The sequence below is a fragment of the Fontimonas sp. FW305-C-3 genome, from assembly GCF_058783185.1.
In genome coordinates, this window is record NZ_JBYSYK010000001.1 from 571,710 (window position 1) to 593,591 (window position 21,882).

20 protein-coding genes are annotated in these 21,882 nt (G+C 65.6%); 6 read left to right on the forward strand and 14 right to left on the reverse strand.

Annotation, left to right across the window (positions count from 1 at the left end):
* Position 1: 1 nt before the first annotated feature.
* The 10 genes from AC3WUF_RS02595 to AC3WUF_RS02640 form a co-directional block, all read right to left on the reverse strand.
* Entirely contained in the window at positions 2-1,327 is a 1,326-nt protein-coding gene (locus AC3WUF_RS02595; RefSeq protein ID WP_492422119.1) for a spinster family MFS transporter, read from the reverse strand.
* Between the two features lie 112 nt (positions 1,328-1,439).
* On the reverse strand, positions 1,440-2,777 hold the full coding sequence (locus tag AC3WUF_RS02600; RefSeq protein WP_492422121.1) for a DUF1329 domain-containing protein: 1,338 nt from the start codon (positions 2,775-2,777) through the stop codon (positions 1,440-1,442).
* 23 nt (positions 2,778-2,800) lie between these two features.
* The gene (locus tag AC3WUF_RS02605; RefSeq protein ID WP_492422123.1) at positions 2,801-4,759 is read right to left on the reverse strand and encodes a DUF1302 domain-containing protein; all 1,959 of its coding nucleotides are present in this window, start codon (positions 4,757-4,759) and stop codon (positions 2,801-2,803) included.
* Positions 4,760-4,968: 209 nt separating this feature from the next.
* Complete coding sequence (locus AC3WUF_RS02610) at positions 4,969-5,967, reverse strand: NADP-dependent oxidoreductase (RefSeq protein ID WP_492422125.1); 999 nt, start codon at positions 5,965-5,967, stop codon at positions 4,969-4,971.
* Positions 5,968-5,976: 9 nt separating this feature from the next.
* Positions 5,977-6,855, reverse strand: a complete 879-nt coding sequence (locus AC3WUF_RS02615; RefSeq protein WP_492422127.1) for an alpha/beta fold hydrolase — start codon at positions 6,853-6,855, stop codon at positions 5,977-5,979.
* A 17-nt stretch (positions 6,856-6,872) separates the two neighbouring features.
* The gene (locus AC3WUF_RS02620) at positions 6,873-8,120 is read right to left on the reverse strand and encodes an acyl-CoA dehydrogenase family protein (RefSeq protein WP_492422129.1); all 1,248 of its coding nucleotides are present in this window, start codon (positions 8,118-8,120) and stop codon (positions 6,873-6,875) included.
* A 27-nt stretch (positions 8,121-8,147) separates the two neighbouring features.
* Complete coding sequence (locus AC3WUF_RS02625) at positions 8,148-9,203, reverse strand: phosphotransferase (RefSeq protein WP_492422131.1); 1,056 nt, start codon at positions 9,201-9,203, stop codon at positions 8,148-8,150.
* A 2-nt stretch (positions 9,204-9,205) separates the two neighbouring features.
* Positions 9,206-10,186: an NADPH:quinone oxidoreductase family protein gene (locus AC3WUF_RS02630; protein ID WP_492422133.1), complete on the reverse strand. Its 981-nt coding sequence runs from the start codon at positions 10,184-10,186 to the stop codon at positions 9,206-9,208.
* A 15-nt stretch (positions 10,187-10,201) separates the two neighbouring features.
* A complete protein-coding gene (locus AC3WUF_RS02635; protein ID WP_492422135.1) occupies positions 10,202-11,032 on the reverse strand; it encodes an SDR family NAD(P)-dependent oxidoreductase in 831 nt (276 codons plus the stop codon).
* Between the two features lie 4 nt (positions 11,033-11,036).
* Positions 11,037-11,825 (reverse strand): SDR family oxidoreductase, encoded by a 789-nt coding sequence (locus AC3WUF_RS02640; RefSeq protein ID WP_492422137.1) that lies wholly within the window; start codon positions 11,823-11,825, stop codon positions 11,037-11,039.
* Between the two features lie 97 nt (positions 11,826-11,922).
* Between AC3WUF_RS02640 and AC3WUF_RS02645 the strand changes: the two genes are divergently transcribed.
* From AC3WUF_RS02645 to AC3WUF_RS02670, 6 genes are all read left to right on the forward strand, one after another.
* Positions 11,923-12,834, forward strand: coding sequence for a LysR family transcriptional regulator (locus AC3WUF_RS02645; protein ID WP_492422139.1), 912 nt, complete (start codon positions 11,923-11,925; stop codon positions 12,832-12,834).
* 18 nt (positions 12,835-12,852) lie between these two features.
* The gene (locus AC3WUF_RS02650) at positions 12,853-13,362 is read left to right on the forward strand and encodes a hypothetical protein (protein ID WP_492422140.1); all 510 of its coding nucleotides are present in this window, start codon (positions 12,853-12,855) and stop codon (positions 13,360-13,362) included.
* A gap of 74 nt (positions 13,363-13,436) precedes the next feature.
* Positions 13,437-14,990, forward strand: coding sequence for a helicase HerA-like domain-containing protein (locus AC3WUF_RS02655; protein ID WP_492422142.1), 1,554 nt, complete (start codon positions 13,437-13,439; stop codon positions 14,988-14,990).
* Between the two features lie 158 nt (positions 14,991-15,148).
* Positions 15,149-15,829, forward strand: a complete 681-nt coding sequence (gene rsmG / locus AC3WUF_RS02660) for a 16S rRNA (guanine(527)-N(7))-methyltransferase RsmG (protein ID WP_492422144.1) — start codon at positions 15,149-15,151, stop codon at positions 15,827-15,829.
* Positions 15,826-16,614 (forward strand): ParA family protein, encoded by a 789-nt coding sequence (locus AC3WUF_RS02665; RefSeq protein ID WP_492422146.1) that lies wholly within the window; start codon positions 15,826-15,828, stop codon positions 16,612-16,614. The genes rsmG and AC3WUF_RS02665 overlap by 4 nt, the downstream gene beginning before the upstream one ends.
* Entirely contained in the window at positions 16,611-17,474 is an 864-nt protein-coding gene (locus AC3WUF_RS02670; protein ID WP_492422148.1) for a ParB/RepB/Spo0J family partition protein, read from the forward strand. Before AC3WUF_RS02665 ends, AC3WUF_RS02670 begins: the two co-directional genes overlap by 4 nt.
* A gap of 15 nt (positions 17,475-17,489) precedes the next feature.
* Here AC3WUF_RS02670 and AC3WUF_RS02675 read toward each other — a convergent pair whose 3' ends face one another.
* From AC3WUF_RS02675 to AC3WUF_RS02690, 4 genes are all read right to left on the reverse strand, one after another.
* The gene (locus AC3WUF_RS02675; protein WP_492422150.1) at positions 17,490-18,473 is read right to left on the reverse strand and encodes a UDP-glucuronic acid decarboxylase family protein; all 984 of its coding nucleotides are present in this window, start codon (positions 18,471-18,473) and stop codon (positions 17,490-17,492) included.
* Between the two features lie 88 nt (positions 18,474-18,561).
* Positions 18,562-19,596, reverse strand: coding sequence for a FecR family protein (locus AC3WUF_RS02680; RefSeq protein WP_492422152.1), 1,035 nt, complete (start codon positions 19,594-19,596; stop codon positions 18,562-18,564).
* Positions 19,586-21,115 carry an O-antigen ligase family protein gene (locus tag AC3WUF_RS02685; protein ID WP_492422154.1) on the reverse strand — a complete coding sequence of 510 codons (1,530 nt, stop codon included), beginning with the start codon at positions 21,113-21,115 and terminating at the stop codon, positions 19,586-19,588. The genes AC3WUF_RS02680 and AC3WUF_RS02685 overlap by 11 nt, the downstream gene beginning before the upstream one ends.
* Positions 21,112-21,807, reverse strand: coding sequence for a hypothetical protein (locus AC3WUF_RS02690; protein ID WP_492422156.1), 696 nt, complete (start codon positions 21,805-21,807; stop codon positions 21,112-21,114). Before AC3WUF_RS02690 ends, AC3WUF_RS02685 begins: the two co-directional genes overlap by 4 nt.
* Positions 21,808-21,882 lie beyond the last annotated feature (75 nt).

Consider the following 21,882-nt stretch of genomic DNA (forward strand, 5'->3'; position numbering starts at 1 on the left):
CTCAGCCCGGCGCGTGCAGGCGCGCGTGGGTTTCGCGATAGGGCTTCATGCCGGCCAGCAGGAAGCCGATCGCCGCCAGATTCGCGAAGCTGCCGACGATCAGGATCGACCAGCGCAGCGCATGGTCGTCGGCGAAGACGTAATCGGTGACGAGCGCGACGGCGGTCGGGCCGACGCCGAGTCCGAGCAGGTTGACGATGAACAGGTACACCGCCGTCGTCTGGCCGCGCATGCGGTTCGGCACGATCTCCTGCAGCGCGGCCGGTGCGGCGCCGAACGGCATGCCGAGCGCGAAGATCGCCGGCACCATCGTCGCGGCGGCGAGCGCGCCGCTGGGCATCAGCAGGTAGATCACACCGCTGACGGCACACACGCAGGAGGCGACGATGCCGACACGCAGCGCGCCATCGGCTTGGCCGCGCCTGACCCACCAATCGGCGAGCCGGCCGCCGGCGATGATGCCGGCCGAACCGAAGATCATGACCAGCGTGCCGTAGATGACGCCGACATCGCCGGCACTCCAGCTGTGCGTGCGGATGAAGAAGGTCGGGATCCAGGACGAGGTTCCGTAGGAGCAGAACGCCAGCATTGCAAAGCCGAGGTTGTGGTTGAGCACGGTGCGCCGGTTCAGCCACAGATAGGCGCGCACGTCGCGGAACGGCACGCTGGTCTGGCCGGCGGGCACGCCCTGCCGTGGCGGTTCGCGGACGAGCAGGAAGACCAGGCTGAACAGCACGCCGGCGGCGCCGAGAATCAGGAACACGAGCTGCCAGGGACGGGTCTCGCCGATCAGCGGCAGCGTGACGAGTTCCTGAGTCGATACCGCGTGAATCACCAGGCCGCCGAGCAGGAACGCGAGGCCGGAGCCGATGAAGATGCCCATCGAGTACACGCTCATCGCCGTCGCGCGGCGCGCTGGCGGAAAGTAGTCGGCGATCATCGAGTACGCGGCCGGCGACAGCGCCGCTTCACCGATGCCGACGCCGATGCGGAACAGGAACAGCTGCCAGTAATGCTTGGCGACGCCGCACAGCGCGGTCATCACGCTCCAGATGACGACGCCGGCGGCGATCAGGCCGCGCCGGCTGCGGCTGTCGGCGAGGCGGCCGAGCGGAATGCCGAGGATGGTGTAGAAGATCGCGAACGAGAAACCCATCAGCAGGCTCATCTGCGTGTCGCTGATGCCGAGATCGCGGCGGATTGGCCCGACCAGCAAATTGAGAATCTGCCGGTCGATGAACGAGAACACGTAGGCGATCATCAGGATCGCAACGACAAACCACGGGTACGCCAGTGCGGCGCGCGCCGGCACGATGGGCTGCGACATCCACGTTCTCCTCGTTGTCCCGCGGCTGGGCCGCTGTAGTCGACTGCTTTATAGCACGCACAAAAAACCGGCCCCGGCGGCAAGCCGGGACCGGTCGGGTGCTGCTACAGCCTTAGCGCGTACCTTTCGAGCGCAGGGAATCCGGCGTGAAGTCGGCCGGCGTGCGCTTGATCGGTTCGTAGATGCGGCTTTCCTCGTTGCGGATCTGCATTGCCAGGTAACGGCCGGACTGCAGGTCATGCTTGACCTCCAGCGCGACGCCGAGGAACGGCACGTCGTAGAACTGCGTCGTGTGCATTTCGTCGACGCGCCACAGCTGGTCGCGGTTGTCGTACTTGTCCTGCACGTGGATCAGCCAGCTGTCTTCGTCGAGGTACATCGTGCGGCGCTTGTACAGGTGCGAGGTGCCCTGCTTCAGCGTCGCCTCGACGACCCACACGCGATGCAGCTCGTAGCGGGCATGCTCGGGATTGACGTGGCGCGGACGCAGCACGTCCTTGACCTTGAGATCCGAGCCGCTGATGCGATACGCGTTGTACGGAACGTACAGCTCCTGCTTGCCGACCAGCTTCCAGTCGTAGCGGTCGGTCGCGCCGTTGTACATCAGGAAGTCGTCGTTGGTGCGCAGCGCGTCGGATGCCGTGCCCGGATTGTCGTAGGCGACGTTCGGTGCGAGGCGGACACGACGCTGGCCGGGGCTGTAGGTCCAGGCCTTGCGCGGGTTCTTCACCTGATCGGCGTATTCGTGCACGAGCAGGATCGAGCCCGACAGACGCGGCGGGTCCTTGATGGTCTGCAGGAAATAGAACAGCAGGTCCGGATCGCGTTCCGCCGCCGTGCGCTTCTGGTTGCCGTAGACGAAGTCGTACTCGTAGTCGAAGCGCACCAGGTTGTAGTCGCCGCTCGCGGTGACTGCCGCCTGGCCCCAGGACGTCGCGTAGGTATCGCCCTTGTACGTCGTCAGGTGATTCCAGATCGCCTCGACGCCGCTCTTGGGTTGCGGAAACGGAATGCCCGCGGTCGTACCGCTGAAACCGTTGCCGCCCTCGGCGAGCTTGACGCGGCCGGGGTTGGCCTTGGTCTCGTCGTAGATGTTCTGCGGATAGGCCGCCGAACGCCGCGACGGATAGACCTGCATCTTCCAGCTCGGATAGCGCGCGAGCAGCGCCATCTGACCCGGGCTCAGGTTGGCCTTGTACTTCTCGGCGTTGCTGGCGTCGATCGTGAACAACGGCTTGTCGCTGGCGAAGGGATCCGGGTAGTTGCCGCCCGGCTTGAAGCCGGCGGGAATGTCCTTGATGCCGCCAGTCCACGCCGGAATCGTGCCGGCCTTGTTGGCGCCGGACTCCGCACCGATCGGGGTCAGCGCATCCGCGGACCAGCCCAGCGTGGGGGTGAGCAGCATGCAGCCTGCGAGGGACAGGCCGCCGAGTATTTTTTTCATGGTCATGTCGATCTCCTTATCAACGGCCATCAGAATGCGTACGAAACACTGACTGCGAGGAAATCGCGGTCGCGGTTCGGATTGGCGCTGGTCGAGAAGCTCGCGGACTGCGTGCTGTCTCCCGGTGCGATCGTCGGTGCGCGCGGCGGCGTGGCGTTTGGATCGCCCGGATCAAGCACCGCGCCCGGCGGCACCGGATCGGTGCCCGAGTAATCGCGGCCGCCGAAGAACGTCGTGTAACCGATGTCGGCCTGCCAAGCCTGCAGGTAGTTGAACGCAACGCCGACCGTGACCGCCTTCGTGTCCTGATTGAAGTTCGGACCGACGCCGTTGACGTCGTGCGCGAACACCAGACGCGGCGACATGCTGACCGGGCCGATCACGTTCTCGTAATCGAGGCGGCTGACGAGGCGATAGCCCCAGGAGCTGCTCGTCGCGAAGCCGCCGCCGACGTTCTGCTGGCAGGAGCCGTTGGAGACAGCGGCGAGCACCTGCGGTGCCATCGTGCACGAGGGTAGACCCGCGCCGGGGCCGTTGAACAGGATGCCGTCCGGCAGGTTGAAGTAGTTGTAACCGACCTCGCCGACGACCGCGAGCTGCTGTGCGCCCAGCGTCGGTCCGAAGGCCTTGGTGCCGGTCATCTGCAGCTGGTGCATCTCGACATCGCGATAGCCCTGCACATACGCGCCAGGCGCGAGCGGCGCCGGTGCGAGGCTCGCGGTCGGCACGCCGAGCGAAGCGAGCAGCACTTCAGTGCCGGAGATCTGCACCGGCTGGTTCGGCCGGTACGAATACTCGCCCTGCAGCGCCACGCCCCAGGGGCCGTCGGTGTTGAAGCTCAGGCCATACAGATCGATGTTCGACGGGAACTCGGCGAAGAAGCTCGCGCGGCAACCGCTTGCCGCCGGGTCTGCCGAGCAGATGTTTGTCGTGCCGACATTGGCCGGGCTCGTCGAAGCGCCGCGGTATGCGGACACCAGCGGCGTGCGGCTGTGATAGCTCAGGTAGTACAGGCCGAACTCGGTATCGTTCAGTGCTTCGGCGAAGTAGCGCAAGGTGACGCCGAACTGACGCGTCGAGTCTTCGGTGCCCGGCGAGGCTTCGCGCGGCACCCAGGCCATCACCGAACCCGGCGCATTGGCCGGATCGATCGTGCGATTGTCGTCGCGGCGACGACCGAAGCTGACGATCGCCTTGTCGCCGTCGTCGGAGACGAAGTCGTTGGTCGAGAAGAAGCTGCCGCGCGGATCGATGCGGGTTTCTTCATAACCCGTCATCCACACCGCTTCGAGGCTGACGCCGTCGGCGATCTGGAACGAGGTCCACAGCAGCGGCGTGGGCAGCAGCGCTTCCTTGAGTTCGGCGCCCGGTGCGCGGATGCGCGCGACATCGATCGGATTGATCGAGTTGATGCCGTTCTGGATGAAGGTGCTCTCGCCCCAGCTGACGACCTGACGGCCGTAGCGCACGGCCAGTGCGCGGCCGCCGAGATCGAAGCGACCGTAGGCGAACAGGTCGAGCAGATCGACTTCAGACTCGAGACGGTCGCGTCCGCGCTCGCCGAGCTCGTACTCGTTCCTGCCGCGATTGCGCGTTGCAAGTCCGGCCGGATTCAGGCGCGACTCGCGCTTGGAGGCATCGGCCGCAGCCTGATCGTAGAAATAACTGGCGCGTGCGAACACGCCGAAATCGCCCCAGGTCATTTCCAGATCGTGCGTCGCCTTGGCGACGGCGGCGACGACATCGCCCTTGCCGAAGCCGAGATTGCCGTCGTCATCGTTGACCGACCGCGAGGTGCCGCCGTTGGCGATACCGATCAGTCCGGGATCGGCGTCCTGCATGCGGAACGTCGCACCGAGCGACACGACGGTATCGAGTCGGCCGTCGATGCCCCACAGATTGAAGGGAAGGGCTGTCGCTGCCAGTGGCGCGCAGGCAAGCGCACCCCCGGCACTCAGCCACAGGGATTTCCTGAGCAAAGCTCTCATTGCTGTCTCCTTTTTCTCGCACGTTTGAGCGCCGTGTGCCCGGCGCCTTGGTCCAACTCATTCTTGTGCAGGCTGGTGTGCGCTTCCGACTCAAGGAGGGGGAACGGAACGCGTGACGAGGCACCAGCGGCGGCTGGACGCAGTGTGCAACAGAAAACAACCAATCGGTAACTTGCCCGACGGACGGGCGGCATTTTCTGACAGACGCGTCAGATTTTCAGCACCAGCTTGCCGGTGTTCTCGCCGCGGAACAGCTTGAGGAGGGTGTCGGGGAAGTTCTCGAGGCCGGTCGCGATGTCCTCGCGCGTCTTCATCTTGCCGGCGGCGAGCCAGCCGCCCATCTCCTGCGCCGCTTCGCCGTAGCGCGCGGCCCAGTCGAACACGACCATGCCCTTCATGCTGGCGCGATGCACGAGCAGCGACAGGTAGTTCGCCGGGCCTTTGACCGCGGTGCTGTTGTACTGCGAGATCGCGCCGCAGATCACGATGCGTGCGTGCATCGCCAGGCGCGTCAGCACGTCGTCGAGAATCTCGCCGCCAACGTTGTCGAAATACACATCGACGCCTTTCGGGCAGTGGCGCTTGAGCGCTTCCTTGACGTTCTCGTTCTTGTAATCGATGCAGGCATCGAAGCCGAGTTCGTCGACGACATAGCGACACTTGTCGGCACCGCCGGCGATACCGACGACACGGCAGCCCTTGATCTTCGCGACCTGGCCGGCAACCTGGCCGACCGCGCCAGCCGCGCCGGAGACGACGACCGTCTCGCCGCTCTTCGCCTGACCGACTTCGAGCAGGCCGAAGTACGCGGTCATGCCCGGCATGCCGAGCGTGCCGAGATACACCGGCAGCGGCGCGAGCTTCGGATCGACCTTGTTCGTGCCCTTGCCGTCGGACAGCGCGTACTTCTGCACGCCGAACGTGCCGACGACGTGATCGCCGACGCTGTACTTCGGATGCTTCGATGCGATGACCTTGCCGACTGCGCCGGCGCGCATCACTTCGCCGATAGCTACCGGCGGGATGTACGACTTCGCATCGTTCATCCAGCCGCGCATCGCCGGGTCGAGCGAGATGTAGGCGATCTCGACGAGGAACTGGCCGTCGGCCGGTTCGCCGATGTTCTCCTCGACATACTCGAAGTTGGCGGCGCTGACCATGCCCTGCGGGCGCGAGGCGAGACGGAACTGCGGATTGGCGTGGCTCATGGAAAGTCCTCAGGCATTGAGTGTGGCGAGCGCGATGTCGACATAGCGCTGCGGCTGTTCGAGGTCGGGGAAATGGCCGCACTCGGGAAAATGGATGATGTCGGCCTGCGGCAGCAGATCGAGCAGGGAGTCGGCGCGGGTGCGGCGATGGCTGCGATCGCGATCTCCCCACAGCATCGTCACCGGCTGCTTCACGCCGCTGAGTTCCGATTCCTGCGCGCCGGAGAGCCCCTGCACAACGCTGGCGAGGCAGAAGCAGCCGCCGTGCGTCAGCGAATGATCCGCCGTGTGCAGAAACTTCGGCCGCGTCGCCGGCTCCGGCAAGGCGATGTCGTACCAGACCTTGGCGAACTTGCGCCGCGCGCCGCGCATCAGCAGCTGGCCGACGACAGGAATCTGCAGCGGCTTCGGCACATTGCGTGGAATCCATTCGCGCATGGCCTGCATCGACGGCGTCTGGCACAACAGTAGGCGGCGGATGCGTTGCGGCGCAAGCTTCGCGGTTGCGATCGCGTACAAGCCGTTCGAGCAGCTGAAGTGCAGGGCCGCCTCGCGGACCTGCAGGGCGTCCATGACTGCAATGACCGTCGCCGCGCCGTCCTGCAGGCGATGCCGATAGGCCGCGGCCGGCTGCGACTGGCCAAAGCCCGGCAGGTCGAAGCAGATCACCCGCGCGTGTGCGCGCAGCGCCTCGATGACCGGCAGATGATGCTCGATCACATTCGGTCCATCCGGCACCATCACGACCGCCGACCCCTGGCCGCCGCTGTCGAAGACGCGAATACGGCCATGGCGCGTCGCCAGCATCTGCGTGCCCATCGGCCAGCCGGACGTCTCATCCGCACCGAAGCGGCGATTGAGCAGGCTGTCGAGCGCAAACGCGAGCATGGCGGACGGTGAGTGCTTCAGGCCTTGCGGCTGCTGCTGTACGCCGCCATCGCGTCTTTCGACACGTAGCGCGCGAGTTCCAGCTTGCCGATCGCGTTGCGATGCACTTCGTCCGGGCCGTCGGCGAGGCGCAAGGTGCGCGCCTGCGCGTAGGCATACGACAGGCCGAAGTCGTCGGTCATGCCGCCGGCGCCGTGGACCTGCATCGCCCAGTCGATGACCTGGCAGGCCATCGTCGGCGCGGCGACCTTGATCATCGCGATCTGCTTGGCCGCAATCTTGTTGCCGACCGTATCCATCATGTACGCGGCCTGCAGCGTCAGCAGGCGCGCGGAGTCGATCATGATGCGCGACTCGGCGATGCGCTCCAGCGTCACCGTCTGCGCCGCGACCGGCTTGCCGAACGCGACGCGCTGCAGCGAGCGCTTGCACATCTTCTCCAGCGCACGTTCGGCGAGACCGATCAGGCGCATGCAGTGGTGAATGCGACCCGGTCCCAGGCGGCCCTGCGCAATCTCGAAGCCGCGGCCTTCGCCGAGCAGCATGTTCGTCGCCGGCACGCGGACGTTGTCGAAAACGATTTCGGCATGACCATGCGGCGCGTCGTCGTAACCGAAGACCGGCAGGTGGCGCAGGATGTTGACGCCCTGGGTATCTCGCGGCACGAGAATCATCGACTGCTGGCTGTGCCGGCTCGGGTTGTTCGGGTCCGACTTGCCCATGACGATGAAGATCTTGCAGCGCGGATCGTTGGCGCCGGAGGTCCACCACTTGCGGCCGTTGATGACGTACTCGTCGCCATCGCGTTCGATCCTGCACGAGATGTTCGTCGCGTCGCTGGAGGCGACTTCCGGCTCGGTCATCGCGAACGCCGAGCGGATCTCGCCGGCGAGCAGCGGCTTGAGCCATTGCTCCTGCTGCGCGGGCGTGCCATAGCGTGCGAACACTTCCATGTTGCCGGTGTCCGGCGCCGAGCAGTTGAACACTTCCGGCGCCCACAGCACGCGGCCCATGATCTCGCACAGCGGCGCGTACTCGAGGTTGGTCAGTCCGGCGCCGTGCTCGGACTCCGGCAGGAACAGATTCCATAGGCCGGCTTCCTTGGCCTTGGCTTTCATCGTCTCGATGATCTGCGTCGGCTGCCAGCGGTCGCCCTCGGCGACTTCGGCGAGGAAGCGCGCCTCGTTCGGATAGATGTGCTCGTCCATGAAGGCGTTCAGGCGCTTCATCAGGTCGAGGGTCTTCTGGGAATATTCAAAGCTCATGAGATTCGTCCGTTGTGCAGCGGCGCGTCAGGATTTGCGCGCGAGAATTTTTTCGACCTGGTGCCAGGCCAGATCGGAGAGCGGTTTGGCTGCGGCGCCCATCTGCTGCGCCTGTGCGCTGGATGCCGTGCCGTCCTTCACGCGACCCGCAATGCCCTGCAGGATCGCCGCGAGGCGAAACAGGTTGTAGGCCATGTAGAAGTCCCAGTGATCCGCGTCAATCGGGCCGCGGCCGGTGCGCTCGCAGTAACTGCGCACGTACTCAGCTTCGCTCGGAATGCCGAGGTCCTTGAGCTTGGCGCCGCCCAGGCCGCGGAACACGCCAGCCGGGATGTGCCAAGTCATGCAGTGATAGGCGAAGTCGGCGAGCGGATGGCCGAGCGTCGACAGCTCCCAGTCGAGCACCGCGAGTACGCGCGGCTCGGTTGGATGAAAGATCATGTTGTCGAGGCGATAGTCGCCATGGACGATCGTCGTTTCGTCGCCGGGCGGGATGTGTTCCGGCAACCAGGCGATCAGGCGATCCATCGCGTCGATGCGCTCGGTCTCGGATGCGCGGTACTGCTTGGTCCAGCGGCTGATCTGGCGCGCGAAGTAGTTGCCCGGCTTGCCGTACTCGGCGAGGCCGATCTTCGTGTAGTCGACCTGATGCAGCGCGGCGATGACACGGTTCATCTCATCGAACATCGCGCGCCGGATCTCCGGCGTCGCGTCCGGCAGCGCGGGATCCCACAGCACGCGGCCTTCGACGCAGTCCATGATGTAGAAGGCGGTGCCGATGACGCTGTCGTCTTCGCAGAGGCAATAGGTTTTCGCGACCGGTACCTTGCTGCCGTCCAGCGCGCTGATGACCGTGTACTCGCGATCGACCGCATGCGCGGACGCGAGCAGCTTGCCGGGCGGCTTGCGGCGCAGCACATAGCTCTTGCCACCGGCCGTGAGTTTGTAAGTCGGATTCGACTGGCCACCTTTGAACTGCTCGACGTTCAGCTCGCCGCTGAACCCTTCGACGTGCTGCTGCATGTAACGCTGTAGCGCAGCGATGTCGAAGCGATGCTTCTCCTGCACTGGAATCGTCGACATGGTTAAGCCTGCGGCGTGATGACGAGCTTGCCGGAGACCTTGCGGTCCATCAGCTGGCGGATCGCGGCGCCGCCCTGCGTCAGCGGGAAAGTGCCGGCGATGTGCGGCTTGAGCTTGCCTTCCTTCAACCAGCCGAGCAGCACGCGCAGGTCCATCAGGTTGTTCATCGCTTCGCGCTTCGCGTAATCGCCCCAGAACACGCCGACGATGTCGGCGCCCTTGAGCAGCGGCAGGTTCAGCGGAATCTTCGGAATCTCGCCATTGGCGAAACCGATGACGAGGAAGCGCCCGCGCCAGGCGATGCTGCGGAACGCCGCTTCGCTGTAGTCGCCACCGACCGGATCGTAGACGACGTTGACGCCCTTGCCGCCGGTCAGTTCCTTGATGCGTGCCTTGAGGTCTTCGCTGCTGTAATTGATCAACTCGTCGGCGCCGTGCTCCTTGCAGACCGCGAGCTTCTCGGCGGTCGATGCCGCGGCGATCACCTTCGCGCCGAGTGCCTTGCCGATCTCGATCGCGGCGAGACCGACGCCGCCGGACGCGCCGAGCACGAGCAGCGTCTCGCCGGCCTTCAGTGCGGCGCGATCCTTCAGCGCGTGATACGAGGTCGCATAGGTCATCACGAACGACGCGGCGGTAACGAAGTCCATCTCCGCCGGCATCGGTATCAGCGCGCGCGAATCGGCGAGCAGCTGTTCGGCGAACGCGCCCCAGCCGGTGAAGGCAATCACCTTGTCACCGACCTTGACGTTCTTGACCTTGGCGCCGACCGCTTCGACGACGCCCGAGCATTCGCCGCCGGCCGAGAACGGCAGGTCCGGCTTGAACTGGTACTTGCCCTGGATGATCAGGGTGTCGGGAAAATTTACGCCGGCGGCGTGGACGCGGATCAGTGCCTGGTATTCGTCCGGCGCGCCGACGGCGACGTCTTCGAGAACGAGGGATTCCGGCGGGCCGAAGGATTTGCAGAGCAGGGCTTTCATGTTTTTCTCTTGGCCTCAGGGCATCGGGTTCGTCGGTGCGCGGCCATCGATGATGTCGCGCATGCGCAGTTCGATCGCGGGTTTGATGTTGTTGTGGGTCAGGATGTAGAAGCGATTCGCCTTGACGGCATCCATCGTCGCGCGCGCGATGTCGGTCGCCGACAGCTTGCCGGCGCGCACCGCCTTGCGGACGCGCTCCTCGTATTCGGACGCGAGCGGATTGGCGGCGGACAACTCGGCCGGGCGATGCGCTGGAGAATCGGCGATGCCGGTATTGACGAAAGCAGGGCATAGCACCGACACGCCGATGCTCGCGCGCGTCGCGGTCAATTCATGGTGCAGGCATTCCGACAACGTCACCACGCCGTGCTTGCTGACGCAGTAGATGCTCGACGCCGGCACGCTGAGCAGGCCGGCGACCGAGGCGGTGTTGACGATATGGCAGCTGTCGTTCTGCTTGAGCATGCGCGGCACGAACGTGCGGACGCCGTGGACGACGCCCATCAGGTTCACGCCGAGCACCCAGTTCCACTCGTCGAGCGTCGTCGTCCAGGTCGGTCCGGCGACGGCGACGCCGGCGTTGTTGAACAGCAGGTTCGCGGCGCCGAACTTTGCATACGTCGCATCGGCGAGCGCTTCGACCGATTCAGCCTTCGAGACATCGACGCGCTGCAGCAGCGACTCGGTGCCGGCCGGCAGTAGCGCCTGCGTGGCCTTCAGGCCTTCTTCATTGATGTCGGCGAGCGCGAGGCGCATGCCTTCGGCGGCGCAGAGGATCGCGAGTTCGCGGCCGAAGCCGCTGCCGGCGCCGGTGATGACGGCGACTTTGCCCTTGAGATCGTTCATCGCATCAGGCCGTCAGATAACCGCCGTCGACATTGAGCGTCACGCCGGTTGTGTACGACGCACCGGGCGAGACGAGGTACAGCACCGCGGCAGCCATTTCGTCCGGGTGCGCGACGCGCGACATCGGCACCTTGCCGCCCATGACCTTCATCATCTGCGGGTTGTTGACCAGTGCCGACGCGAACTTGGTGTCGGTGATGCCCGGCAGCAGTGCGTTGACGCGCACCTTCTCCGGCGCCCACTCCTTGGCGCAGGCATGCGTCATCGAAATCACCGCGGCCTTCGTGATCGAATAGATGCCCTGGTAGGGGCCGGGGATCACGCCGTTGACCGATGCGGTGTTGACGATCGCGCCGCCGCCGTTTTTCTTCATCAACTTGTAGCCGGCGGTCGACATGAAGAAATAGCCGCGGATGTTGACGTCGAGCGTTTTTTGGAACGCGCTGAGGTCGGTATCGGCAATCGGCCCGAAGTAAGGATTCGCGGCGGCGTTGTTGACGAGGATGTCGAGGCGGCCGTGAGTCTTCTCGATATGCGTGAACACCGTGTCGATCTGTTCCATTTCGCCGATATGGCAGGCGAAGGCCTCGGCCTTGCCGCCGGCGGCCTTGATCTCGTCGACGACGCGATGGCAGCCGTCGATCTTGCGGCTCGAGACGATCACGTGCGCGCCGTAGGCGGCGAGCGTCTTGGCGATCGATTCGCCGATGCCGCGGCTCGCGCCGGTGACCAGGGCGACCTTGCCGCTGAGGTCGAAGAGCTGCTTGGGGGCGGGGGTCGGGTTGTCGGTCATGACGGATCTCGCGGCAGGTTTTAAGGAGCTTGCGGCAGCCTAGGCCTGGGCATAGGATCATTCCAATGAATAATCTGCATCCCCCGGGATAAGCGCTGTGCATCTGCACCGGATCGACCTGAACCTGCTCGTCGTGCTCGACGCCATCTTCAGCGAAGGCGGCATCACCAAGGCCGGCGAGAAGCTGCACCTGACCCAGCCGGCGATCAGCCACGCGCTCGGCCGCCTGCGCGAGATGTTCAACGACCCGCTGTTCATCCGCGAAGGCCGGCGCATGGTGCCGACGCCGCTCGCGCGCAACCTGATGCAGCCGGTGCGGCGCACCCTGCACAGTCTGGAAGTCACGCTCAACGAACTGCAGCAGTTCGATCCGGCGACGACGCAGCGGCATTTCCATATTGCCGTGCGCGACGTGCTTGAATCCACCGTGCTGCCGCCGCTGCTTGCGCGCGTGGCCACCGCCGCGCCGTCAGTCGACATCAGCGCGATCCGCGCCGATCGCCGCACGCTGGAATCCGAACTCGCCGCCGGCAGCCTCGACGCCGCGCTCGATGTGCTGCTGCCGCTGTCGGATGAAATCCATCATCAACTGATCTCGACCGACCGCCTCGTCATCGTCGCGCGCAAGAACCATCCCGCGACGGTAAAGACGCTGAATCTCGCCGCCTATCTGCGTGCTCATCACGTGCTGGTCAGCTCGCGCCGCAGCGGCCCCGGCATGGAAGATGTCGAACTCAACCGTCAGGGCCTCAAGCGCCGCATCCGCCTGCGCTGCCAGCACTACTTCGCGGCGTGCCGCGTCGTCAGCCAGAGCGACCTTCTGCTGACGATGCCGGAGCGCTATGCGAGCATCGCCAACCGGCAGTTCGACAACCAGATTCTTGCGTTCCCGATGGAGATGCCGGCGATGGATGCGTATCTCTACTGGCATGCGAGCGTCGACAGCGAACCGGCGAACCGCTGGCTGCGCGATCAACTGGTGGCGACGGTCGAGGCGCTGCCGAAGTAGAAGACACCGGAGACGTCTGTGATCCGCTCAGCGATGAAGATGTGCGCGATGGTGATGCTTGGCTGCATCGCGACGCCCGCTTTCGCGAAGGAGCCCGACCTGCGCTGCAGCGACGCGCGCGTGCTTTACGAGCCGCCGGATGCTGAAGCTTTGAAGAACGTGGAACTCATTGCGAACTCGAAATCTGCAAGCGGGCCGGATGCGACTCAGCTTGAACCTGCCGCAGCCGCGCCGGAAGGGACGCGGCGTTTTCGCCTGCTGAAGCCGGACACGATGAAAGACGGGCCCTGGCAGACGATGATCTACCTCTACGATGGGGCTGACCTCGTGCCGGCATTGGCGGTCAGAGTGTCGAATCATACGAGCCATGGGGTGCAGGCTCGGTGGATCAACGAGAAGCTGCTGCACATTGTCGCGTTCTGGGGCCGCATTGGCAGTACGGAGTTCATTCTGGATTTCGAGAAGCGCAAATGGATCTATGCCGAAGATGCGCATTACGGGGAGATGGCCGAGCCCTGTCGGGATTGATGCCACGGCATCGATTTGCAGGTTCAGCGGCTAAGATGTTTGGCGGCTAGAAAACAATACTCAGGGACGAACACATGACCAGCGACATCCTTATCGGCAAGGGCGAAACCCCACAACGCATTCTCGGCGCCTACGCCAACCGGCATGGTCTGGTGGCGGGCGCGACCGGCACCGGCAAGACGGTGACGCTGCAGGTGCTCGCCGAAGGGTTTTCCGAGATCGGCGTGCCGGTGTTCGCGGCGGACATCAAGGGCGATCTGTCCGGCGTGGCGATGATCGGCGAGGCCAAGCCGAAGCTCGCCGAGCGCGCGGCGCAGATCGGGCTCGAAGGCTATGCGCCGGCGGCGTGCCCGACAGTCTTCTGGGATGTGTTCGGCCAGTCCGGGCATCCGGTGCGCGCGACGGTGTCGGACATGGGGCCGCTGCTGCTGTCGCGGCTGCTCGATCTGTCCGACGTGCAGGACGCGGTGCTGAGCCTGGTCTTCAAGTACGCCGACGACCAGGGCCTGCTGCTGCTCGATCTGAAGGATCTGCGTGCGACGCTGATGCATGTCGCCGATAACGCCAAGGCGCTCGGCAGCGAATATGGCCTCGTCAGCAAGGCGTCGATCGGCGCGATCCAGCGCGCGCTGCTGCAGCTGGAAGAAGACGGCGCCGAAGCGTTCTTCGGCGAGCCGGCGCTCGATCTCAACGACTTCATGCGCACCGACCTGACCGGTCGAGGCATCGTCAACGTGCTGGCCGCCGACAAGCTGTTCCAGAAGCCCAAGCTGTATTCGACGTTCCTGCTGTGGTTGCTGTCGGAGTTGTTCGAGAATCTGCCCGAGCAGGGTGACGCCGAGAAACCGAAGCTGGTCTTCTTCTTCGACGAGGCACACCTGCTGTTCAAGGACGCGCCCAAGGCGCTGGTCGAGAAGATCGAGCAGGTCGTGCGCCTGATCCGCTCGAAGGGCGTCGGCGTCTACTTCGTGACGCAGAATCCGCTCGACCTGCCGGACGAAGTGCTCGGCCAGCTCGGCAACCGCGTACAGCACGCGCTGCGCGCGTTCACGCCGCGCGACCAGAAGGCGGTACGCGCCGCCGCGGAGACTTTCCGCAGCAATCCGAACCTCAACGTCGAGACCGCGATCACCGAACTCGGCGTCGGCGAGGCGCTGGTCTCGACGCTGCAGGACAAGGGCATCCCCGGCATCGTCGAGCGCACGCTGATCCGCCCGCCGCGCTCGCGGATGGGCGCGATCACGCCGGAGGAGCGCAAGCTGGTCATCAGCCGCAGCCCGGTCGGCGGCCGCTACGAAACCCTCGTCGATCGCGAGTCGGCCTACGAGAAGCTCGCGGCGCGTGCCGAGACGCCCGCCTCGGCACCGAGCCGGGCTCCGGCCGCGCCGCCAGTGGCGACCGAAGCCCCTGCCGCGGACGATACAAGCTGGTGGGACCGCGCCACCGGCTCCAAGCCCAGCCGCTCCGCACCCAGCGCGCCGCGCAGTGCCCCGCGTACCGCGAGCCGGCGCAGCGACACCGTCGTCGAGGCGGCGGTGAAGAGCGCCACCCGCAGCATCGCGAGTACGGTCGGTCGCGAGCTGGGGCGCAGCATCCTGCGTGGGGTCCTGGGTTCGTTGAAACGATGAGGCAAGCGGGTTTCGTAGCCCGGGTGAAACCCGGGGCCTGCAGCTGTTGCGAACCGCCAGCCCCGGGTTGCACCCGGGCTACTCGCTGAAACCCTGGTGGGCGTAGGGGCGGGGCCGCGCGGGTATACTGCGCGGCCGTTCTTTGTCCCTTGCTCCGCATGGCTGACCCGACGCCCGCCCCGCTCGCCCTCTGGCTGACCGAACTCCGGCCAGCGCTGGAGTCCGGCCTGCGCGCGCTGGGCCTGGACTTGCCGGCGACGGTGCAGACCCAGCTGCTGAGCTACATCGGCGAGCTGTACAAGTGGAACAGCGCCTACAACCTCACCGCGGTGCGCGATCCGCAGGGCATGCTGAACCGCCATATCCTCGATTCCCTGACCCTGCTGCCGCTGGCTTCGGGACGCTTGCTGGACGTCGGTGCCGGTGCCGGTCTGCCGGGCATCGTGCTGGCGATCGCCAACCCGGCCCTCGATGTCACGGTGCTCGACAGCAACGGCAAGAAGGCGCGCTTCATGCGGCATGCCGTGCGGACCCTGGGTCTGCCGAACGTGCAGGTCGAGGAGGCGCGTGTCGAGGCCCTGAAGCCTGCGCAGGCCTTTGATTGCATTACCAGCCGCGCGTTTGCCGCGCTGGATGCCTTTTTCGCGGCGACCGCGCCTTTGCTGGCGCCGGGTGGGCATTGGCTCGCCATGAAAGGCAAACTAGAGGACGCTGAGCTGATCGCCGTGCCGGGGAGCGTGCAGATACTCGAAACCCGCCGTCTGCGGGTGCCGGGGCTGGACGAGGACAGGCACGTCGTCATCGCGACGCATCACGGAACGGGGAACGCTGCACCATGAGCCATGTCATTGCGGTCGCCAACCAGAAGGGCGGGGTCGGCAAGACCACGACTGCGATCAATCTCGCCGCTTCGCTGGCTTCGACCAAACGCCGCGTGCTGCTGGTCGACCTCGATGCGCAGGGCAACGCGACGATGGGCGTTGGCGTCGACAAGAGCGCACTGAAGCATTCGGCGCGCGACGTGCTGCTCGAACAGGCGGCCATCCGCGACGTGATCGTCGACCTGCCGAGCCTGGGCATGGCGCTGCTGCCGGCGAATCCGGACATGACCGAGGCCGAGATCAAGCTGCGCGAAGTGGCGGTCGGCGATTTCGCGTTGAAGACGGTGCTTGCCGATGTGGCCGAAGACTACGACTACGTCATTCTCGATTGCCCGCCGGCGCTGTCCAAGCTGACGGTCAACGCGCTGGTGGCGGCCGACGGGGTGCTGATCCCGATGCAGTGCGAGTACTTCGCGCTCGAAGGTCTGTCCGCGCTGATGGACACGATCCAGAAGATCCGCCGCGTCATCAATCCGAAGCTTGAGGTCGAGGGCATCCTGCGCACGATGTACGACCCGCGCAACAACCTGGCGGTGGAAGTTTCGAATCAGCTGATCCAGCATTTCGGCGACAAGGTCTACCGCACGCTGGTGCCGCGCAATGTGCGCCTTGCCGAAGCGCCGAGCCATGGCCTGCCGGCGATGGCTTACGACCCGGCGTCGACCGGTGCCAAGGCCTATCTGCAGCTGGCCGGTGAAGTCCTGCGTCGCCACGATGGCGGCCAAATGAGATTGAGTGCATGAGCGTGAAGAAGCGTGGGCTGGGCCGTGGTCTCGACGTCTTGCTGAGCAGCGCCTCTTCCGGCAACGATCCGGGCGAAGCGGCGGGCGAGGAGCTGCGCGAGCTGGCGGTCGAAAGCCTGCAGCCGGGCAAGCACCAGCCGCGCCGCCACTTCGATGCGGCGGCGCTGGAATCGCTGGCCGAATCGATTCGCGCGCAGGGTGTCGTGCAGCCGATCGTCGCGCGCCCGGTGGGCGCCAACCGCTACGAGATCGTTGCCGGCGAACGCCGCTGGCGCGCCGCGCAGCAGGCCGGTCTCAAGACCGTGCCGGTGATCGTGCGCGCGCTCGACGAACGTACCGCGATGGCGGTCGCGCTGGTCGAGAATATCCAGCGCGCCGATCTGAATCCGCTGGAAGAAGCCGAAGCGCTGCACAAGCTGATCCAGGAATGCGGGCTCACGCATGAGAAGGCCGCCGCTGCCGTCGGCCGCTCGCGCGCACACATCACGAACCTGCTGCGCGTCATGGAGCTCAACGAAGACGTGCAGAGCTTGTTGCGCAACGGCCACCTGAGCCTGGGCCACGCCAAGGTGCTGCTCGGACTCAACGGTGCAACGCAGTCGAATATCGGCAAGCAGGTTGTAGAGCGTCAGCTGTCGGTGCGGCAGACCGAGGAACTGGTGCAGGCTCAGCTGGAAGGCGCCTCGACGCCGGCCAAGAGGACAGCCGGCAAGAAGCCGGCGCCGGCGCTCGAGAAGCAGCTCAGCGAACGCTTCGGCCTGCCGGTGCGCCTGCAGCAGACCGATGCCGGTCGCGGCAAGCTCACCGTGAGCTTCCGCAGCGCGGCCGAACTGGAAAAGCTGCTGAAGCTGATCGGCTGAAGCAGCTGCTGCGGTTCAGCGCGAGGCCTTCAGCTTGGCGTCGAAATAAGCGATCGTTTTCACCAGGCCCTCGCGCAAGGCGACGGTCGGAGCCCAGTCGAGCGCATCGCGCGCCTTGCTGATGTCGGGCTGGCGCTGGCGCGGGTCGTCCTGCGGCAGCGGCTTGAAGCTCAGCGTCGAAGCCGAGCCGGTCAGCTCGATGATCTGCTGGGCCAATTCGCGGATCGTGAACTCGCCGGGGTTGCCGAGATTGATCGGTCCGGTGACCTCGGCCGGTGAATTCATCAGGCGGAACAGGCCGTCGACCAGATCGTCGACATAGCAGAACGAGCGGGTCTGGTTGCCGTCGCCGTACAGCGTGATCGGCTGATCCTGCAGCGCCTGCATGATGAAGTTCGACACGACGCGGCCGTCGTTGGGATGCATGTTCGGGCCGTAGGTGTTGAAGATGCGTGCGACCTTGATCTGCAGCTTGTGCTGGCGGTGATAGTCGAAGAACAGCGTCTCGGCGCAGCGCTTGCCCTCGTCGTAGCACGAGCGGAAGCCGATCGGATTGACGTGGCCCCAGTACTCCTCGGTCTGCGGATGCACCTGAGGATCGCCATAGACCTCGCTGGTCGAGGCCTGCAGGATGCGCGCCTTCACGCGCTTGGCGAGACCCAGCATGTTGATCGCGCCGTGCACGCTGGTCTTCGTCGTCTGCACAGGGTCGTGCTGATAGTGGATCGGCGACGCGGGGCAGGCGAGGTTGTAGATCTGATCGACCTCGACGTACAGCGGAAACGTGACGTCATGCCGCGTCAGCTCGAAGCGCGGGTTGTCCATCAGCTCAAGGACGTTGTCGCGACTGCCGGTGAAGAAATTGTCGACGCACAGAACGTCGTCGCCGGCTGCCAGCAGTCGACGGCACAGATGTGAACCGATGAAGCCGGCGCCCCCGGTGACGACCACGCGGCGACGCGAGAACGCATTGGATTCGGAGTTGTTGCTGGGGGCCATCCGCGCACCAGTTGAGGTTTATCGAAGCCGAAAATGAAGCCGGGCCTGCGTAAGCAGGCCCGGCGGTGTCACTACAACTCAGCGGATCTTACGACGGGCTGCCTGGCGACGGTGTCGGCGGCGTCGGGATCGGCGTGCCGGTCGGCGTGGCCGTGGCGGTCGGTGTAGCCGTAGCCGTCGGAGTGGCGGTCGGCGTCGGCACCGGCGTACCGGTTGGCGTCGGCACCGGGGTGCCCGTCGGCGTGCCGGTCGGTGTCGGCACCGGAGTGCCGGTCGGCGTACCCGTCGGTGTCGGCACTGCGGTGCCGGTCGGCGTCGGACCCGGGGTGCCGGTCGCGGTAGGCGTCGGCGTCGGGCCGCCAGTGATCGTCGGCGTCGGGATCGGCGTACCGGTCGGCGTGCTGGTTGCCGTGGCGGTCGGCGTTGGCGTCGGAGTCGGCACCGGGATGATGACGCCGGAACCGCCTACGCGCAGATTCAGATCGAGCGATGCCGGCGTGAAATCAATCGTCGCAGCATCGAACTCGAGCTGGGCGAACACGCTGAGAACAATCGACGGCGCGGCAGCGATGATGATCGGTGCGAAGTTGGCGGAAGGCGTGTAGACGATCTGGCCCGCGGCGGCTTCGACGCGGCCCGCAGCATTGCTGACCGCCGCGCGGCCCGCAGCGACGCGCACGTACAGACCGGCGCGCGACTCGCATTCCTTGTTGCACTTGAAGACCGCGAAATCGGTGCCGATCGCCTGGATGTTGGCGAGCGGGGTCTCGATCGACGGCTTGATCGATCCGGAGACGATGCGCATCGCACCTTGCGACATGACGTAGGTCGCCTTGCCGGCTGCGACGCTGTGTTCGCGAATCAGCACGCTGGTCAGCGGCGCGGTGGAGATGACCGAATCATCGTCCATCCACCACTGGGCCTTGCTGTCCACCGGAAGAATCACGGTATTGCCGACGGCCAAGGCGCGATTGCGCGACAGTTCGAGCGTCTTGCCGCTGGCGATCACCTCGGGCTTGCCCGATGTGTAGGTGACTCGACCGCCTTCTGCGGACACAACACAGGAAATTGCGCTCAGGCCAACAACCAGCGCAAGTCTTCCAACGGCACGTCTAGCTTCCATGGGTTTCTCCACTCCCTGCCTGTTCATTTGGCATTCGATCTGAGTGTACGGCATCTTGACGCCGTCGTCGTCCTGTTGTTACGGATCGGTTGGGGCGGCCGCGGGAAGTTTCGGCACAAGTGGCCGACAGGGCCATCAGAACCAACAGAGATGCAACATTTGCAGGAATTTGAAGGTTGAAATCGGTCGTCGCATGTAAGGCTTCGGCTGACATCGCCATCAGGGCGCCGACCCCGATGGCGGCCGGCAGCGGGGTCTTGCGCTGAACCATCACACGGACCGCATGCAGGGCGTGGCCGCCGACAAAAAGCGCCAGCAGGAACAGGCCGGCCACCCCGGTTTCGACCAGGAACTGCACATAGTCGTTGTGCGCGTGGTCGAAGAAGGTCGGCGATGCTGCGCTGCGAAATGGGGCATGTGCCTGGGAGAACGTGCCCAGCCCCGAGCCCGGGATCGCGTAGGCGTCCAGAGTGCCCATGGCGTCCCTCAGCAGGCCTGATCGGTTCTCGGTCTGCAAGTCGGTCTGCTCGATGCGGTCGACCACCCGCTCGAGGCCATACCAGTTACTGACGATCAGTACGTCGACCAGCACGATGCTGGCGAACAGCAGCAGCGCGCGCAGCGCATAGCGGCGATGGCGCAGCAGGACAAACGCCAGGCCGGCGACGCTGAGGCTGGCGAAGAACGCGGTATTGCCCATGCGCGAGCGGGTCAGGATCAGGGCAATCACCAGAATGATCAGCGACAGGCGGGCGCGCATCTTGGCGCTGAACAGCATGTCGACCAGATTCAGCAGCTGCCCGCGCAGCCCCTGGACCCGCGAACCGGGCCCGAGATCGGCGAGGATCAGCGCCAGCGTGGCGCCGCCGGTGATCGCGAGATAGTTGGCCAGGTGATTGCGATTGACGAAGGTACCGGTGGCGACGCCGCGATAGGCTGTCTTCTCGGCAAAGAAGCCCCATTCGAGCCCGGACAGCAGCATCAGGCCGGCATAGGTCGCCTGCACCACGCCGCCGATCGCAAGCACCGCCAGCATCTTGCGCTGGCGCTGGGGATCTCCGGCGCAGCTGAGCATCACCAGCAGATACAGGCAGGCGTAGCCGCAACTCAGCAGGACTGCGTCGCCGGTGGCCGACGGCGAGACGCTGATGCGCGGCGTTACCGGAGCCCCCAGGATGGCCGCGGCCTGTTGATGGATTGCGGCGGCGTGCGGCGACCAGTCGCGCAGCTGCTCGAAGTCCAGCGGCAGCAGCGCGGCGCCGACCAGCAGCAGCCAGACAATCCACCACAGCAGAGGCCCCGGCAGCAGCCGCTGCAGCTGCGGCCCCAGCTTCGCGTTACCGGTGGCAACGAGCAGCAGCTGCAGCGCCAGCAGCGTCGATGCGAGCACGACCAGCAGATCGGACGACCAGGTGCGGTGACTGCCCCAGGGCAGCGGCAGCCAGAACACCAGAGCGAGCGTCAGCGCGAAGACGACGCGCTCGGCCCGGTTGCGCGCAATGGCAGTCGATTCGCTCATGGCGGCAACGCCGTCAGGGTCGGGAAGCCGGTCGTCAGACACCACTGCTCGCCCTTGGGCGGCAGGTTCTCGGCGAGACAGCGGCCGCGCGCCGGTTTGATCCAGGCGCACCATTCGGCCAGGCTCGGGCGTTTGCCGAGCGCGGCACACAACGGCGCCTCCTTGCCGTTGTAGACGACCACACGGAGCAGGGCATTGCGCTGCCGGCGTTCGAGATTGAAATCGATGCTGCGCGCCCACAGCGCGCGCAGGTCGCTATCGCCATGGCGCCAGCGCAGAACCCCGTCGGTGGCCACCGTCCAGCGCACGTGGTCATCGTTGGGCGCCATTGCGATGGCCTGCTCGTAGGCTCGCAGCATCGGCAGGTCGTAACGATCGCTGGATCCGCGCAGGCGTGCCCAGTAGAGATAGTGGAACGAGCTGGAAGGATCGAGTCCTGCGGCGATGGCGGTTTCATCCAGCGCCGCATCCAGGTCCTTGGTGGTGGTCAGGGCGCGGGCCGCGGCAACGTGAGGCGCCGCGCGCCAGGGCGTCAGCGTTGCGGCATATCGGATGGTCTCCAGCGTATCGACCCGCCAGGCGATGCCGGTCAGTTTCGCGTCCGTGACGGCGATCTGCAGGTCCGCAAACAGCGTGCGCCAGGACAGCGCCGCGATGGCGACAACCGGCAGCAGCAGAAGCAGCCCGAGCACACGGCCTTTGGCTCCTGCTGCGGCGGGAGATGGGCTGCGCTCGCGGCTCACGGGTTCAAACCGGCTTGCAGCCGC

Bases quoted from the DNA above. Each gene is read 5' to 3' on its own strand.
- AC3WUF_RS02595 (WP_492422119.1), bottom strand. From the start codon at position 1,327: ATGTCGCAGCCCATCGTGCCGGCGCGCGCCGCACTGGCGTACCCGTGG.
- AC3WUF_RS02600 (WP_492422121.1), bottom strand. From the start codon at position 2,777: ATGACCATGAAAAAAATACTCGGCGGCCTGTCCCTCGCAGGCTGCATG.
- AC3WUF_RS02605 (WP_492422123.1), bottom strand. From the start codon at position 4,759: ATGAGAGCTTTGCTCAGGAAATCCCTGTGGCTGAGTGCCGGGGGTGCG.
- AC3WUF_RS02610 (WP_492422125.1), bottom strand. From the start codon at position 5,967: ATGAGCCACGCCAATCCGCAGTTCCGTCTCGCCTCGCGCCCGCAGGGC.
- AC3WUF_RS02615 (WP_492422127.1), bottom strand. From the start codon at position 6,855: ATGCTCGCGTTTGCGCTCGACAGCCTGCTCAATCGCCGCTTCGGTGCG.
- AC3WUF_RS02620 (WP_492422129.1), bottom strand. From the start codon at position 8,120: ATGAGCTTTGAATATTCCCAGAAGACCCTCGACCTGATGAAGCGCCTG.
- AC3WUF_RS02625 (WP_492422131.1), bottom strand. From the start codon at position 9,203: ATGTCGACGATTCCAGTGCAGGAGAAGCATCGCTTCGACATCGCTGCG.
- AC3WUF_RS02630 (WP_492422133.1), bottom strand. From the start codon at position 10,186: ATGAAAGCCCTGCTCTGCAAATCCTTCGGCCCGCCGGAATCCCTCGTT.
- AC3WUF_RS02635 (WP_492422135.1), bottom strand. From the start codon at position 11,032: ATGAACGATCTCAAGGGCAAAGTCGCCGTCATCACCGGCGCCGGCAGC.
- AC3WUF_RS02640 (WP_492422137.1), bottom strand. From the start codon at position 11,825: ATGACCGACAACCCGACCCCCGCCCCCAAGCAGCTCTTCGACCTCAGC.
- AC3WUF_RS02655 (WP_492422142.1), top strand. From the start codon at position 13,437: ATGACCAGCGACATCCTTATCGGCAAGGGCGAAACCCCACAACGCATT.
- rsmG (WP_492422144.1), top strand. From the start codon at position 15,149: ATGGCTGACCCGACGCCCGCCCCGCTCGCCCTCTGGCTGACCGAACTC.
- AC3WUF_RS02665 (WP_492422146.1), top strand. From the start codon at position 15,826: ATGAGCCATGTCATTGCGGTCGCCAACCAGAAGGGCGGGGTCGGCAAG.
- AC3WUF_RS02670 (WP_492422148.1), top strand. From the start codon at position 16,611: ATGAGCGTGAAGAAGCGTGGGCTGGGCCGTGGTCTCGACGTCTTGCTG.
- AC3WUF_RS02675 (WP_492422150.1), bottom strand. From the start codon at position 18,473: ATGGCCCCCAGCAACAACTCCGAATCCAATGCGTTCTCGCGTCGCCGC.
- AC3WUF_RS02680 (WP_492422152.1), bottom strand. From the start codon at position 19,596: ATGGAAGCTAGACGTGCCGTTGGAAGACTTGCGCTGGTTGTTGGCCTG.
- AC3WUF_RS02685 (WP_492422154.1), bottom strand. From the start codon at position 21,115: ATGAGCGAATCGACTGCCATTGCGCGCAACCGGGCCGAGCGCGTCGTC.